The 16,425-nt window shown below is 60.3% G+C and carries 9 protein-coding genes; 8 read left to right on the plus strand and 1 reads right to left on the minus strand.

All coding sequences use genetic code 11. The annotated features are described in order from the left end of the window. Positions 1-443: 443 nt before the first annotated feature. The 7 genes from G3574_RS07405 to G3574_RS07435 all read left to right on the plus strand — a co-directional run bounded on the left by G3574_RS07405 (position 444) and on the right by G3574_RS07435 (position 14,399). Positions 444-6,620, plus strand: coding sequence for a beta strand repeat-containing protein (locus tag G3574_RS07405; RefSeq protein WP_163961571.1), 6,177 nt, complete (start codon positions 444-446; stop codon positions 6,618-6,620). Positions 6,621-6,861: 241 nt separating this feature from the next. Further along, entirely contained in the window at positions 6,862-7,644 is a 783-nt protein-coding gene (locus G3574_RS07410) for a SapC family protein (RefSeq protein ID WP_163961573.1), read from the plus strand. Between the two features lie 274 nt (positions 7,645-7,918). Further along, on the plus strand, positions 7,919-8,104 hold the full coding sequence (locus tag G3574_RS07415; protein ID WP_163961575.1) for a DUF6447 family protein: 186 nt from the start codon (positions 7,919-7,921) through the stop codon (positions 8,102-8,104). 310 nt (positions 8,105-8,414) lie between these two features. Beyond that, complete coding sequence (locus tag G3574_RS07420) at positions 8,415-9,296, plus strand: SAM-dependent methyltransferase (RefSeq protein ID WP_163961577.1); 882 nt, start codon at positions 8,415-8,417, stop codon at positions 9,294-9,296. A gap of 517 nt (positions 9,297-9,813) precedes the next feature. Then, complete coding sequence (locus G3574_RS07425; RefSeq protein WP_163961579.1) at positions 9,814-11,553, plus strand: type I secretion system permease/ATPase; 1,740 nt, start codon at positions 9,814-9,816, stop codon at positions 11,551-11,553. Positions 11,554-11,574: 21 nt separating this feature from the next. Beyond that, complete coding sequence (locus tag G3574_RS07430) at positions 11,575-12,927, plus strand: HlyD family type I secretion periplasmic adaptor subunit (protein ID WP_163961581.1); 1,353 nt, start codon at positions 11,575-11,577, stop codon at positions 12,925-12,927. Between the two features lie 2 nt (positions 12,928-12,929). Continuing rightward, positions 12,930-14,399, plus strand: coding sequence for a TolC family outer membrane protein (locus tag G3574_RS07435; protein WP_328804756.1), 1,470 nt, complete (start codon positions 12,930-12,932; stop codon positions 14,397-14,399). 132 nt (positions 14,400-14,531) lie between these two features. On the opposite strand, the gene G3574_RS07440 is transcribed toward G3574_RS07435, so the two are convergent. After that, positions 14,532-14,981, minus strand: a complete 450-nt coding sequence (locus G3574_RS07440; RefSeq protein ID WP_163961583.1) for a GNAT family N-acetyltransferase — start codon at positions 14,979-14,981, stop codon at positions 14,532-14,534. A gap of 220 nt (positions 14,982-15,201) precedes the next feature. On the opposite strand from G3574_RS07440, the gene G3574_RS07445 reads away from it, so the two are divergent. Further along, the gene (locus G3574_RS07445; protein ID WP_163961585.1) at positions 15,202-16,347 is read left to right on the plus strand and encodes an acyltransferase family protein; all 1,146 of its coding nucleotides are present in this window, start codon (positions 15,202-15,204) and stop codon (positions 16,345-16,347) included. Positions 16,348-16,425: the final 78 nt, after the last annotated feature.

Genomic DNA, 16,425 nt, shown 5'->3' on the forward strand with positions numbered 1-16,425 from the left:
GGGCGGCAAAAGAAAACGGCGCATGACGCGCCGTTTTGCTTTTCAGGGGAGGTTGTCGCCCGGACGCGACAATCCGGAGCTCCGCAATAAAACTTTCCGACAGCCATGAAACCTTCCGAGGCCACGCCGAAAGCGGCCTACACGACCCAAAACCGAGAACTGAAACGGCTTTTCCTAATAGTTCCGCTAATCATCCGGGGATCCTGTGTTAAGTCAAGGAAAGTTATTGCTTTTGGAACAAGTTCAAATATAATCCCCGGGGCGTACTGTGTGGCTAAAAAGCATCAACGGAATTGCGCCTGGATAAGTGTGACGACCATCACATTCCACCCAAGACCGATCTGCCACTATACGTCCGCAACCTTGCACAAACGCAAGGACATGCGGATCCGCAACAAACCCCTTTGTTTTGTTGTAGTTACTTTCCTTCCTAGGAGTTTTACATGGCAACAATGAACGATACCGTCCAGCAGATGTACGTGGCGTTTTTCAACCGCCCCGCAGATGCTCTCGGTTTGGCATTCTGGGTGAGCAAGCTGCAAGGTGGCCTGTCGGTCAGCTCGATGGCAGCTTCGTTCGCCGCTTCGGACGAGTACAAGGCACTGTACGCTGGCAAGGACGCCGCTACGACCGTCGCCATCCTGTACACCAACCTGTTCGGCCGCACGGCTGCTCCGACCGAAGTGACTTTCTGGGGTCTGCGTCTCCTGCAAGGTCTGGAAACGGTTGACGGCATCGCCCTCAAGCTGACGAACAGCGCCCAAGGCACTGACGCAGCAACGATCACCAACAAGATCGCCGCTTCCACCGCTTTCACCACCGGCCTCGATTCCACCGCCAAGATCACCGGCTACACCGGCCTGCAAGCCAACCTGGCTGCACGCGCATGGCTGGCTGGCGTGACCGATGCTGCCAGCCTGGCTGGTGCTACCGCTGCTGACGCTCTGAACGCAGCAATCAACACCGCAGTCAACGTCGGTTCTGGTTCCAACTCCGCAACCTTCAACCTGACTCCTGGCGTCGACAACGCAACCGCGAACCAGTTCTACGCTTCCGAGACCCAGTTCAACGTTGACGGCAAGGGCCCGACCATCAACACCGGCGACGTGCTGACCGGTCAGTCTGGCCGTACCGACAACACCCTGACGATTACCGACCTGACCCCCAGCGTCGCTAACGGCAACATTCCTGCCGGCGTCAAGCTGCAGAACATCCAGAACGTCATCCTGAACACGTCGAACAACACGGCCGCATCCGGCTTCAGCGTTGTGCCTTACTCCGACGTCGTGAACGTTCAAGTCAACACCAACGGTACGGGCGGTGACGTCGTCGTTGCTAGCAACGGTGGCACGACCAACCCGACCAAGCAATCCGTCGTTGTCAACCACCAGTCCTACACTGGCGGCACCGTGCAAGTTATCGGTGGCTTCGACGTCAACGTGACCCAGAACGCCAACGCTGCCATCACGATCGGCCAGCAAGCTGCTGGTACCGTTCCCCAGCCGAACAACGTTCCGACCGGCCCGGTCACCGTGACCCAGAACAGCACCGCTGGCGGCGCTGTCAACGTGGTTGGCGGCAGCAAGGTTACCGTTACGACCACTGGCGCTTCCTTCACCGGCGCAATCAACATCGGTAACGTTTCTGCCTCGGGCAACAGCCTGGCAGGCGCACTGTCCAATTCGACCGGCGCTATCGTTGTCAACAACGCTGGTACGACCAGCACCACCAACGTCTCCGGCGGCTCCACCGTCAACGTGACGGCTGCAGGCGGTGTTGTGAACGTCGGTGACGCAGGTGCTGTCATCGCTTCCAACATGCCCACGGGCGCAGTCACTGTGAACGATACCGCTCCGGTGGCATACGACAACCTGAACATCGCCAACAACGTCAACCACAATGCAACCGCACGTGGCGTGAACGTTTACGGCGGTACCGACGTCAACGTGACGACCAATGCCGGCGGCGTTGTCATCGGCACCAACACGCTGACCGCAACCCTCCCGACCGGCAACATCACGATCACCAGCACGGCAAACGACCAGCAAGCTGCTGCCAAAGCCAACGCTGCGATCACCGCTTTCGGCGGCAAGAACGTGACCGTCAATGCGGCTGACGTCGACGTGACCCTCGGCGGCACCACCGGCTACAACCCGACTGGCGTTATCGCTGTCAAGGAAACTGCCGCTTCCACGAACCGCGATGTCGCAACCGGCAACGTCCATACCGTCACCATCAACGGCGGCAATGGCGTCACCGTCAACGCACAAGGTCAGAACGTTTCCGTCGGTGCAGCTCAAGGTACGGGCGGCGCACAAGTTGTTACGCAATCCGGCGTGATGACCGGCGCAGGCATGGGCGGCGCGAACGGCACCGTTGAAGTCGACGGCGGCTCCACCGTTTCCGTTACCACGACCGGCGGTGCAGTTACCGTTGGCAAGGGTTCCGCAGCAGGCGCAGCATTCAACGCAACGGGCGCAGTCACTGTTACCAACACCTTCGGTGCTGGCAACGCAGGCAACGATGCAACGACCGTCTTCGGCGGCGCAGCAGTCAACGTTTCCTACAACAACGCCAACAAGGGCGCTGTTCTGGTTGGCGATACTGCAAGCTACGATGCAAACACGATGCTGAACGCCACCGGCACCGGCCTGAAGGCAGCATTTGCCATCCCGACCGGCGACGTGACCATCAGCAGCAAGCAGACCAACGGCACGACCAACACCTTCGGTACGGGCGCTGTCAAGGTCGTTACCAATGGCGCAGCCAACGTTTCCATCACTGGCGACGCACCGGCTTACGTTGTTGACGCACAGTCCATCCTGGCAACTGGTGGCGCCAATGCCAACAAGGCAATCGGCACCAGCACGCTGGCTAACGTCAAGTTCGACGGTGTGCGTACTGCTGGCGCAATCGCCATCCAGTCCGACGCTTTGTCCAACCTGACCGTTACGACCAACACCGTTGCAGGCAACAGCTTCAACATCACCAACAACACGGCTGGCCATACCCTGAACATCACCACTGGTGGCAACACCGCCGGTATCACCGTTCAGGACAACGTTGCCACGACGATCAACCTGGCCGACAACGGCACGGCTTCGACCGGCGCAACGACCCTGACCGCTGCCAAGGCAACCACGCTGAACGTCAACACGACGGCCGCAGCTACCGTTGCTGCAGCTGGTGCATCCGCACTGACCAAGATCGTCCTGACCAACAAGGGTACGGTCGCTCTGGGCAGCGTTGCAGCACTCAGCAGCCTGGCAATGATCGATGCAACCGCATCCACCGGCGCAGTTAGCGTTGCCATCAACACTGCCGTCACCAGCTTCAACGGTGTCGGCGGCACGGGCAACCAGACCGTTACCATCAACAACAACAGCACGGTTCAGGCCAACGGCACGACCTTCAACACCATCTTCGGTGGTTCGGGTTCCAACACCCTGGTCGCGAACTACGTTGCAGCTGCCAATGACACCGCTCTGGGCAACAATGCACGTATCAAGGGCTTCTCGACCCTGTCCCTGGGTACTGCTGCGTCGTCCTCTACCGGCCACGCTGCATATCAGGCTGGTGTGACTGCTCAGGCTCAAGTGTCGACCGTCACCATCAACGGTGGTAACGGTGTCGCCACTCAGACCTACACTGTCCAGCTGAACGCAGGTGCTACTTACACGTTCACCTCCGCTGGCGGCGAGACGCCGGCCCAGATCGCTGCAAACCTGGCTGGTGGTCTGCTGGCTCAAGGTAACTCTGGCTACACCGTCGGCTACACCGCGGGCAACAACACGTTCACCGTGACCGGTCCTGCCGCAGGTACGGCATTCACCGTGACCGTGGGCGGTACGGCAGCAACTGCACCGACTCAGGCTGTCACCACGACCGGCGCAACCTCTGTTACCGGCGACAACTTCTATGACGCTACCGGCTTCACCGCTCTGACCGTTGGTCAGACCGCTGGCGACGTGACGTTCAAGAACGCTGGCGCAGGCTCCACGCTGACCCTGACCGATGGCCAAAACGCCGCATCCACGAACCTCGTCAACTACCTGCTGACCAACTCGGCTGGCACGAACGACACGCTGGATCTGACGGTCAATGCCACCGCTGCTCGCGCTCACGCTACCAAGGGCACGATCAACGCGACGGTCCTGACCACCGGTATCGAAAACCTGAAAGTCACCAGCACGGGTACGCTGGTTGACGCTCTGGGCAACCGCGTCGTCAACACCGTGACGATCGGTGACACCGCAGCTAAATCCGTGACCGTTTCCGGCGCACAAGACGTTACGCTGACGCTGAAGACGGATGCAAACGCCACGCTGGCTGGTGGTGCAAGCAACGTCACGACGCTCGACGCTTCCGCTTCTACGGGCAAAGTTGACCTGACCGGTGTTGCTCTCAAGGACAATACTGCTCACACCATCACTGGCGGTAATGGCCAACTGGTCGCTAAGGGCGGCACGCACGTCGCTGACGTTGACACCGTTACCTCGGGCGCAGGCGGCATCGACTTCTCGATCGGTACCGCTGGTAAGTGGGTTGCAGTCGCAGGCGCCGGCAACAACGGTGCCTACGCCGCAGGTAGCACGACGATCAACCTGTCCGCTTCGGCTGGCGCAACCGACACCCTCAAGTTCGTCGATGGTGCAGTCTCGACCTTCAACGGCACCAAGGGCGGTATCACTGGTTTCGTCACCGGTGTGAGCAAGGCTGACGCGCTGAACTTCCAGCGCACCGCTGGCGTCGCTCAAACCAAGTCGATTCTTGCAAACGTCGCAACGCCGACCGTGGTTTCCTCCCTGGCTTCCGCTCAGAACAGCGCTCTGTCGATCGACAAGACCGGCGCACTGTTCACGGCACTGGGCAACCTGACCTACACGATCTCCAACGGTGTCATCACCTTCGGTGCAACTGCTGGTCACCAGATCGCCGACTTCACCAGCGGTCAGCTGGTAAGTGCAGCAGAAATCATCGTCAACGATGCAGCTGCTGGCGATATGATCGCGGCCTTCTCGTACAACGGTAACTCCTACGTTGTGGCGAGCGACCAGAACCGCCTGCTGTCTCAAAACGGCGGTGCAGCTGGCGCGCACACCAACGGCGACACGCTGGTCAACCTGATCGGTGTCGGCACGGTGACGGGCTTCGGTTCTACCGGTGCTGCTGGTACGATCGTCGCTAACGTGGCCAACATCGCTCCGACGATCGGCCAAGTAGCCAACACTGGTAACGCAACTGCTCAGGTCTACAACGATGCAGGCTTCGCAGTTGAGCAACTGGGTGTCGGCGGCGGTCACATTGCTGCATACAACACGACGAACGCAGCATCGCTGTCTGGTCTGCAGAGCTACACGTTCAACAACCTGGCAGCATCCGCAGTGTTGAACATCGGTGCAACCGGTACCGACAACCACCACATCGGTGATGTCACGGTGAACCAAGCTGCAGCAGCAGGTCAAAACAGCCTGACCGTGAACCTGAACGCAGCAGCTACCAAGTCCTTCATCGACAAGCTGACGGTCAATGGTGACGCGGTTCTGGTGCTGAATGGTGCGTCTGGCGGCACGTCGGAAGTCGTCTCCCTGGTCGATGGCACGAACACGCTGTCTTCCGTGACGATCTCCGGTGCTAACAGCGTTGCAGTGGACAGCATCACCAGCAGCTCGCTGGCTGGCGTGACTGTCACCAACACGGCAACGACGACTCTGGCCGGTGCAACGGCTGTGATCGCAAAGGACGCGTTCACGGTTACGGCAACCACGGCAAACCAGGGCACGATCGTGATCGGTAACTGGACAGTTCCGGCAAGCCCGACCGCTGGTCTGACTGGCAATGCAAACGTCATCACCATCGGCAGCCTGGCTAACCAGAACAACAACGCGAACAAGATCTTTGCATCCGGTACCAACGACGTCATCACCATCGTTGGCGCAGGTGGCAACTCCATCACTGCAAACGGTGCTGGCACGAAGATCGACGTTGGTGTTGACACCACGACCTACGGTGGCGTGCAGACGGTTGGTAACGTCGGCGCTAACACCATCAGCGCTCTGGGTGCGAACGAAATCGTGACCTTCCATGGCACGGCTAACGGCGCATCGACGGTTGCTCTTGGCCCGAATGGCACGGTCACGTTCTCGACCACCACTGGTGCAAACAGCCAGACCATCACTCTCGCAGGTGATGTGGCAGGTGCAGCAACTTCCGGCAGCTACTCCTTCACGACCCTGAACAACGTCGTGACGGGCACTGGCGACAAGATCGTCCTGCAAACCGCTGGTGCTGAAGCGCTGGCAGGCGGCACCTTTGCTGCCTCGCTGGTGAACGTAGCCTCGGCAACGACGCTGGCTCAGGCTCTGGACCTGGCAATTGCACAAGCTGCAATCTCCCAGGACACGAACCCGAACAGCGCCACCTACGCCAAGATCGCTGCCAACACCGGTGTGATCAACTGGTTCCAGTTCCAAGGCAACACCTACGTTGTTGAAGCTGTCAATGCAACGGGTGCTGCTGCTGCTAACCCCGCACTGGACGCCAACGACATGATCGTCAAGATCACTGGTCTGGTCGATCTGGGCGCTGCAGCACTGGCTGGCCACACGATTACTCTGTAATCAACCTCCTTACCTCCCCCCATCACTCCCGCAAGGGAGTAGGGAGGAGGCAGGAACCCAAAACCCCGCAGTTCGCTGCGGGGTTTTTTTTTGTATTGGTTTTAAACTCGGCAATCGGCGCGTCATCCCAGAAAACTTTTTCCATTCAGCGGATAATTGGGCCGTGGTTGGCACTCCAACCTTGCCGTTGTGGTGATCACTCAGGTCGGCATTCAACTACTCCAAAAACGAAAGTATCAATATGGCCTTGCAAGCAATCACGAAGGAAGAATTTCACCAAAAGCGTTGGCAGCCCCATTCCCGATTATTTTTCGCAGCTTCCCGTGCAGTGGTGGAGCTTGACCTCTCCGAGCTACCCGTGGCTGCTGCCAACTTTACGTTTGGATTTCTCAAGCAAGGCGATGGAAGCTTCCTGCCGGCTGTACTGATGGGAATCCAACCCGATAAAAACCTGTTCGTTGCGAAGGATGGCAGCTGGCTTGCCGGCTACGTTCCTTCACTATTTCGCGTCTCGCCGTTTGCGCTTGGCGTGACCGAAGAAGGGAAAAAAATCCTTTGTTTGGATGACACGTTCTCAGAGCCGCCCGCTGAACAAGGCTTCGCTTTCTTTAATGAGAATGGTGAGCCTGGCCCTGAACTGCTGCAGGTGAACCAGTTGCTCTCCACGATGGATTCGAACCGATTAGTTACTTCAAAGGCTTGCGCGGCACTCGATGAGGCGGGTGTGCTCCAACCTTGGAAAATTACCCTCCAGACAAAAGACGGCAATAAAACCTTGGAAGGCCTTCACCACATCGATCAAGCTGCGCTGGAGTCGCTCCCGGGTGACAAGTTGGAAACCTTGATGAAATGCGGTGCACTGTCCATCGCCTACTGCCAAATGGTCTCGACGCAGCATTTGCAAAAGCTAGGCATGCTCGCGGATTCCCACGCCCATTACGAGGCGATGCAAAAACAGCAGCCTGCAAGTAAGGATATTGACCTGTCCTTCCTGAGCAAGGGTGGCACTCTGAATTTCGGATAAGCGGGTTACTGTAAGCGAGAGAATCTCGTTGCGTTAACAAAAAAGCCGTAAAGCGATGCCCGGCTTTTTTCGTTTGTTCTTCAGTGCACCGCAGTGAATTCATGACAAAAGACAATGATTGCAGGGAAAATATTACGTAGAAGCCTGGTTTTAACGATAAAGGTATAAAAAACTGGCCTTTCAGAACCTTTTGCCATCGAAAAACGAAAAACGCCTCGGGTAAAATACGCGGCGTTTAACCACCCTCCACTCAATTGACGTTAAGGAGCTTCTCATGGCAATGATCACCATCAACGACAAAGAATACGATCTGGACTCCCTGTCCGACGGCGCCAAGCAGCAGATCAACATGCTGCAAATCACCGAGCAGGAAATCCAGCGCCTGAATGCCCAGCTGGCCATCGTGCAGACTGCGCGCATCGCCTACGCAAATGCTCTCACCGAAGAACTGCCCAAGTAATACGGTTGTTGGATTCGATAGAAAGAAAATCTTTCCTAGTGGTACAGAGGACGTGTTCTTCTTTATAATGTCATCAAAGCAAAAGAGGCATAGGCGGTTACCGCACAAAAATAAGACCTAATTACGTTGTTTGGCTTGTCTCAAGCTTGATGCACATTCTGCCGATGACAGCCAGGCAAGCAGCTATGATGAAATCGACCCCTAGGAAGGTCCTTGTTTTCAGCCGCACGGCGCAAGCCTGCGGCTTTTTCTTTGGGCGAACGCTTTATACTTCAGCCTTTGCTGCCATCAAGCTCATCGTTGCCGTCCCATGCTGACTTCCTGCCTCTGCACCCAAGCATCGCTCCTGTCGCCGCAAATGCAGGAATGGCAGCTTCGCTTCAAGGAGCGGCCCATTCACCTGCACCGCAAGATCTGGGAATGGTGCTACATCAGCGAGGCGCTGGCCGAGCGCGGGATGCTGCGTCCCGGCATGCGCGGGCTGGGATTCGCGGTGGGCCAGGAGCCGCTCACCGCCATGTATGCGCGCATGGGCGCGTCCATCGTGGCGACCGACCTGTTCGTCGAGAAGGCGGAGGAGAGCGGCTGGGTCAGCACCGGCCAGCATGCCGATGGCTTCGACGCACTCAACCAGCGCCAGCTCTGCGACAAGACCGAGTTCAACCGGCTGGTGGATTTCCGTTTTGCCGACATGAACGACATCGGCGGCAGCTTCAACGGCAGCTTCGACGGCCAGTTTGATTTCCTCTGGTCTTCCTGCGCCTTCGAGCACCTTGGCGACATCGAGAAGGGCTTGCGCTTCGTGCGCGAAGCCATGCGCTGCCTGAAGCCGGGCGGCTTTGCGGTGCATACCACCGAATTCAACCTCTCCTCCGACGCCGATACCGTGGAAAGCGGCGCCACCGTGCTGTTCCGCAGGCAGGACATCGAGCGCCTCGCCGGCGAGCTGCGCGCCGAGGGCCATGCCATCGAGTTCGACTGGGACCAGGGCGAGGGCTATGCCGACAAGACGGTGGATCTGCCGCCGTACAAGCAGCATGTGCATCTGCGCATGCAGATCGAGCAGTATGTGGTGACCTCAATCGGGCTGATCATCCGGAAGGCGGGGGCGGCGCATGCCGACGCGACGGACAAACGGCCGGCACCGGGCAGGCTGGGGCAGCTTTTCGGGCGGCTTGGCGGCAAGGACTGAATTCGCCGGTCGCTGAAATGGGATTCCCGCCCCCACGCGTTTTTGCTGATTACGCGTCAATTCTCGCCGTCATGTTCCCTCCCCTTCAAGGGGAGGGCTAGGGTGGGGATGGGTTTCCAGTGCGACCAAAGGACAGCATTAATTTTGCAATGAACTAATGCTGTTCTTTGTACACGAGCGAAACCCATCCCCACCCCAACCCTCCCCTTGAAGGGGAGGGGGCCGAGACAGAGCGGCATTCCCACGCACGCCGCAAAAAAGTCTGGCACATCCCCGCGCTAGCAGGAGTTCTAGATCTATCCGCAAAACCTATTCTCCCCACCCAAATCCCGCCACTTTTTACCTCCCGCAACGGAACTTTCAGGTCCGCAAAATTGCTTGCAATCAGCAAGCGATATGTTATTCTTCTCCGCAATGTGATCCACATCACGTTAAGCACTTCCAAGTCATTGATAAATTAGACTTTCTTAATTTTCAAGGCAACTCAACAAGACCTCTGCAGAGACGATTGCTCGACATGAAACCCCTATACCAAGTCCCTAAAAACGAAATCATGGAGGCGCTGACGGCATTCAAAGGCGCCTTTCGCACGGTTGGCGTCTTTTCCGCGATCATCAACCTGCTGATGCTCGTGCCGTCTCTGTACATGCTGCAGGTCTACGACCGCGTGCTGCAAAGCCGCAATGAAATCACCCTGCTGATGCTGACCATGATCATGCTGGGCGCCTACGTCTTCATGAGCGCCCTCGAACTGGTGCGCAGCTTCATCCTGGTCCGCGTTGGCGCCCAGCTCGACATGAAGCTCAACAAGCGGGTCTATACCGCCGCCTTCGAGCAGAACCTGAAGAAGGGCGGCGGCAATGCCGGCCAGTCGCTGCAGGACCTGACCAACATTCGCCAGTTCCTGACCGGCAACGCGCTGTTCGCCTTCTGCGACGCGCCCTGGTTCCCCTTCTACCTCATCGTCATCTTCATGTTCGAGCCGACGCTCGGCATCTTCGCGCTGGCCTCGACCGCCATCCTCGTGGTGCTGGCCTTCGTCAACGAGAAGGTCTCGAAGAAGCCGCTGTCCGAAGCCAACACCATGGCGGTGACGTCCACCGCGCTGGCATCGAGCAACCTGCGCAATGCCGAAGTCATCGAATCGATGGGCATGCTGCCCAACCTGATGAGCCGCTGGTTCAAGATGCATGGCCGCTTCCTGCAGCTGCAGGGCGAGGCGAGCGAGAAGGCGGGCATCGTCACCGCCGTCACCAAGTTCGTGCAGGTTTCGGTGCAGTCCCTCGTGCTGGGCCTCGGTGCGCTACTGGTCATCGAAGGCAAGATCTCCCCGGGCATGATGATCGCCGCCTCCATCCTGCTGGGCAAGGCAATGGGTCCGGTGCAGATGCTGATCGGCGTGTGGAAATCGTGGTCGAGCACCCGCAGCGCCTATGGGCGCCTGGTCAAGCTGCTGTCCGACAATCCCGCCCGCGAGGCCGGCATGTCCCTGCCCGCGCCGCAAGGCGTGGTGAGCGTCGAAGGCGCTGTCGCCGCTCCTCCCGGTTCGCAGATTCCCGTGCTGCGCGGCCTGAGCTTTGCCTTCCAGCCCGGCGACGCCGTCGGCATCATCGGCCCCAGCGGCTCCGGCAAGTCCACGCTGGCGCGCCTGCTGGTCGGCATCTGGCCCGCCGCTTCCGGCAAGGTCCGCCTCGACGGCGCCGACATCTACCAGTGGAACAAGGATGAGCTCGGCCCACACATCGGCTACCTGCCGCAGGACATCGAGCTCTTCGCCGGCACGGTCAGCGAGAACATCGCCCGCTTCGGCGACATCGATGCCGAGAAGGTCATCGATGCCGCCAAGCGCGCCGGCGTGCACGACATGATCCTGCACTTCCCGAAGGGCTACGACACCCTGCTGGGTGACGGCGGCGCCGGCCTGTCCGGCGGCCAGAAGCAGCGCCTCGGCCTGGCGCGCGCCATGTACGGCGATCCCGCGCTCGTCGTGCTCGACGAACCCAATTCCAACCTGGACGACCAGGGCGAGCAGGCCCTCGTGCAGGCGGTGCTGGACATGCGCCGCCGCGGTAAGACCGTGGTGCTGATCACCCACCGCACCAGCATCATCGGCGCGACCAACAAGCTGCTGCTGCTGCGCGAAGGCGTGTCGCAGGTCTTCGGTCCGACCGAACAGGTATTGCAGGCGCTTTCCCAGGCCAGCCAGCAGGCTGCCGCGGAACAGGGCCAAGGCCGCATCGCAGCGCAGGCTGCTTGAGAAGAACGCTGAGGAGTCATCATGAGAATGCTATTCAACAAGGACGGCGCTACCGAAGTCGTCATCAAGCCGGCTGACGCCGCAATGGTCAATACCGATGCCACCAAGCACACCCGACTCGGCTGGTGGATCGTGCTCGCCGGCGTCGGCGGCTTCATCCTCTGGGCCATGTTCGCGCCGCTCGACAAGGGCGTGCCCGCGCCCGGCACCGTCATGGCGTCCGGCAACCGCAAGCTCATCCAGCACCAGAGCGGCGGCACCATCGAGGACATCCTCGTCAAGGAAGGCGACAAGGTGAAGGCCGGACAGACCCTGGTCAAGATGAACGACGTGATCGCGCGTTCCAACGCCGACACCGCCCGCGCCCAGTACATTACCGCGCGCGCCGTCGAGTCCCGCCTGCTTGCCGAACGTGACGGCAAGGGCGAGATCGCCTTTCCGGACGAGCTGAAGAACGCCAAGGACGATCCCCGCGCCGCCAGCGCCATGCTGACGCAGCAGCAGCTGTTCTCGTCGCGCCAGATGTCGCTGCGCAGCGAACTCGGCGCGCTCGACGAAAGCGTTGCAGGCCTGAAGTCGCAGGTCCGCGGCCTCAAGGAAGTGCTGGAAAGCCAGCGCGAGCAGGGCAAGCTGGTGAAGGACCAGCTGGACAGCCTGCGTGACCTGGTCAAGGACGGCTATGTGGCGCGCAACCGCGTGCTCGACCTCGAGCGCACCTATTCGCAGATCAACGGTGCGGTGTCGGAAAACATCGGCAACATTGGCCGCGCCGAGCGCCAGATCGCCGAGCTCAACCTGCGCCGCGTGCAGCGCCAGCAGGACTACCAGAAGGAAGTCCGCACCCAGCTGTCCGATACCCAGAAGGAAGCCGAGGCGCTGCAGAGCCGCCTCAAGGCTCTGGACTTCGAGCTGAACAACGCCGACGTCAAGGCGCCGGTCGATGGCACGGTGGTGGCGCTGAACGTCTTCACCCGCGGCGGCGTCGTGCCTCCGGCATTCCGCATGATGGACCTGCTGCCGACCGATGATCCGCTGATCGTCGAATCGCAGATCCCGGTCAACCTGATCGACAAGGTCCATCCCGACCTGCCGGTCGAGCTGATCTTCAGCGCCTTCAACCAGAATCAGACTCCGCACATCCCCGGCGTCGTGACCCAGGTGTCCGCCGACCGAATCACGGACGAGCGCACGGGCATGCCGTACTACAAGATGCGCATCCGCGTGACCGACGAAGGCAAGAAGCTGCTCGGCTCGCTGCAGGTGCGCCCCGGCATGCCGGTGGAAGCCTTCATCAAGACGGGTGAACGCACCATGATGAGCTACCTGCTCAAGCCGGTGTTCGACCGCGCCAAGTCTTCCCTGAGCGAGGAGTGAGCGTGACCGTGCAAGTGAATCTGAAGAAAGGCCTGCTGGCGTCGGCCGTGATGATGGCGCTGGCGTCGCAATCCGGCGGCGCGTTCGCGATCGGTTTGCTCGACGCCTACCAGGCGGCATTGCAGAACGACCCGACCTACCAGTCGGCCGTGAATGAAAGCAAGGCGGGCCAGCAGTACAAGGTCCTCGGCCGCTCCAACCTGCTGCCGCAGGTATCGGCCAGCTACTCCACCAGCAAGAACCGCGCGGATTACACCTCGCCGAACATCTTCGGCATCGTGGACACGACGCACCCCGAATACACCAGCAACTCCGGCGTGGTCCAGCTGCGCCAGCCGGTGATCAACTTCGACGGCTATGCGCGCTACAAGCAAGGCATCGCGCAGACCAACTACACCGATGCGCAGTTCAACGGGCGTGCCCAGGACCTGATCATCCGCGTGCTGTCGGCGTATGCAGATGCAAAGTTTGCCGAGGACCAGCTTGCCCTCTCGACGGTGCAGCGCGACGTGCTCGCGGAGCAGCGCACCGTCAACGAACGCATGTTCAAGGGCGGCGAAGGCACCAAGACCGACGTGCTGGAAACCCAGGCCCGCTTCGACCTGTCCGAAGCGCAGCTGCTCGAATCCCGCGACAACGTGGTCAACGCGCGCAACACCCTGGCCGGCCTCATCGGCCAAGATGTGACCGAGCTCGACGGCTTGAACGACCAGTTCAAGGTCATGCCCATGAACCCGGCTTCGTTCGAGGATTGGAAGGCGCTCGCCCTGCAGAAGAACGCCGACCTCGAGGCGCAGCGCTATGGCGTGGAAATCGCCGAGCAGGAAATCCGCAAGAGCCTGGCCGGCCACGCGCCGCGCCTGGACGTGGTGGCCGCGCTGAGCAAGGGCAAGTCAGAATCGCTGACGACGCTGAACCAGGAATCGACCACCCGCAGCGTGGGCGTGCAGCTGAACATCCCGCTGTATTCCGGCGGCGCCGTCGATGCCACCGCCAAGCAGGCCGTGGCCAACCGCGACAAGGCCAAGTCCGACCTGGAGGCCAAGACCAATCAGGTGCTGGTCGACCTGCGGCGCTACTACAACATCGCCACCAGCAGCGCCGCGCGCATCGACGCGCTGGTCAAGACGGTGCAGTCCGGCCGCGAACTCGTCACCGCCACGCGGCAAAGCGTGAAGGGCGGGGTGCGCATCAACCTCGACGTGCTCAATGCCCAGCAGCAGGTCATTACCGCCCAGCGTGACCTGGCCCAGGCGCGCTATTCCTATCTCGTGGCCTACCTGCGCCTGCGCAATACGGCCGGCGTGCTCAACGTCGACGACCTCAACACCGTGGCGAGCTACTTCGCCAAGGGGACGGGAAGCGCCACGACCGCCTCATTGACGTCGACGACGCCTGCAAGCGTCGACATGCTGGCGGAAAGCGCGAAGATGAAAGGCATGGTCCGCGGCGTGAGCCTGCCGGCGCAGTAAGCAAATCGGCAAGGGCGCGCATCATCGCCCGACAGCCCAATAAAAAGGGGAGCGATCACGCTCCCCTTTTATTTTCCTTTTTTCATTTTGCCGGCCCGGATGCGGCCGGCAAGGACTTTCCTCCGCTGCCCATCAAGCCATCACTGCCGGTTTTGCGACAACGAAGATGTTCTTCGTGTAGATGCCGGGCAGCCTCGGCTCGGGCGCGAAACCTACCGACTGGTAGAAGGCCTGCGTTCCCGCCCCCGGCTCGAGACAGAGGCGCCGGATCTTCGAACGCATCGCATATTGCTCGATGTTCCTGATGAGCCAGCGGCCGATGCCGTGACCACGGTATTCCTGCAAGATGATCAGGTCGGAAACGTGGCAGAACTCCGGCGGCGCCAGTTCAAGGCGCGCGATGCCGACCTGCTTTTGCGCGGCGTCCACCGCGACCCATTGCACCTTGCCCAGCGGATGAGCGGGCCGATGATCGCGATCGTTGCTGACTTGCCAGCCGGCGTGGCGGCGGAATTTCTCGATGGCTTTTCTTGCCATCGATTCCGAAAGAAGTTGAAAGGTGAGTTGCTGCGTCTTGCTCATGATGTTTTTCTGGAACTGCTATTGTTCGAGGCGCGGCTGCATGCCGATCATGCAAGAATCAGCCGCTTCGCTGGCGATAAGGGGTGATGCGCGGATCACTCTCCATGCGAGTCGTTTCATTCTATACCGCAGCCCGCGTTGCGCCAGGCAATCTTTACAAATTCAAACCGATGGCTGATCCGATTCGGTATGATGGCTGACCTCGTCATGCCACCCGGCCATGTTCCCGTTCCAGACGCCACCCCGCCGCCATGCCGCCAAGGTCATCTTTGCCGACCAGCTGCGCGCGCTCGCCATCTTCTGCGTGCTGGTGGTCCATCTCCTCGGCAGCTATTGGGCGGCGCGCGACACGGTGGCCCAGCACATCGCCGCGCCGGTGGTAGCCGACCCGGCGGCGCGCAGCCTAAGCCTCATTTCCCTCACCTGGGTCAATCTCGGCCCGCTGGGCGTGTCGCTGTTTTTCCTCATCAGCGGCTTCGTGATTCCCTTCTCCCTGCAGCACGCCAGACGCTGGCGCTTTCTCGGCGCGCGCATGCTGCGCATCTATCCCACTTATGTCGCCTGCCTGCTGCTCGGCATGGCCGCGGTCTGGACCAGCGCGCGGTTCTGGGGCAAGCCGGTGCCATGGGATGCCACGACCTTCTTCATGAACGCGATGCTGCTGCATAACCTCGCCTCCGTCGACACCATGGACATGGTCAACTGGAGCCTCGCGGTCGAGATCAAGTTCTACCTGCTTGCCTGCCTTGCCGCAGGCTGGATACGGACCGGACGCAGCCTGCCGGTCATCGGACTGGCGTGCGCAATCGCCGGCCTCGTCTACCTGCAGGACGCCTGGCTGCCCGCCGCATGGCAAGTCGTTCCCGCCGGCGGCTTCGCGCTGTCCTTGCCCTTGCTGATGCATGACCTGATGTTCATGCCCTTCATGCTGATCGGCACGCTGTTCTCGTTCCACTTCCGGAAGATGATCGGCACGCGCACGCTGGGAGCAGGAGTGGCGGCGCTGCTCCTCGTCTTCCTCTTCGCCTGGACGCATTCGGTGCTGAAGGACTTCTTTCCGCTGGTGCCGCTCAACTACGTGCTGGCGCTGCTCCTCTTCTCGACGGCCTACGCCTTCCGTCGCAGCTTCCGTCCCATCGGCGCGGTGGACGACCTGGCCGCCATCAGTTATCCGGTCTACGCCTTGCACACCCTGGTCGGCTATACCGCCATCCGCCTGCTGACGGCGCATGCAGTGCCGTACTACATCTCGGTCGGACTCGCCTTCCTCATCATCGCGCCGCTCGCCAGCATCGTGCACCTGCTGGTCGAAATGCCGACGCAAGCCCTCGGCCGACGCCTGATGCAAAAAGGCCACAAGAGTTGAGGTATTCGCAATTTCTTGACCCTAGGCAACAGCTGTGACACGATCTTCCGGCGGCCGACAACAATACGCATGAAAAAT

Source organism: Noviherbaspirillum galbum (assembly GCF_010974945.1).
In the GTDB taxonomy this organism is placed as follows: Bacteria; Pseudomonadota; Gammaproteobacteria; order Burkholderiales; family Burkholderiaceae_D; genus Noviherbaspirillum; species Noviherbaspirillum galbum.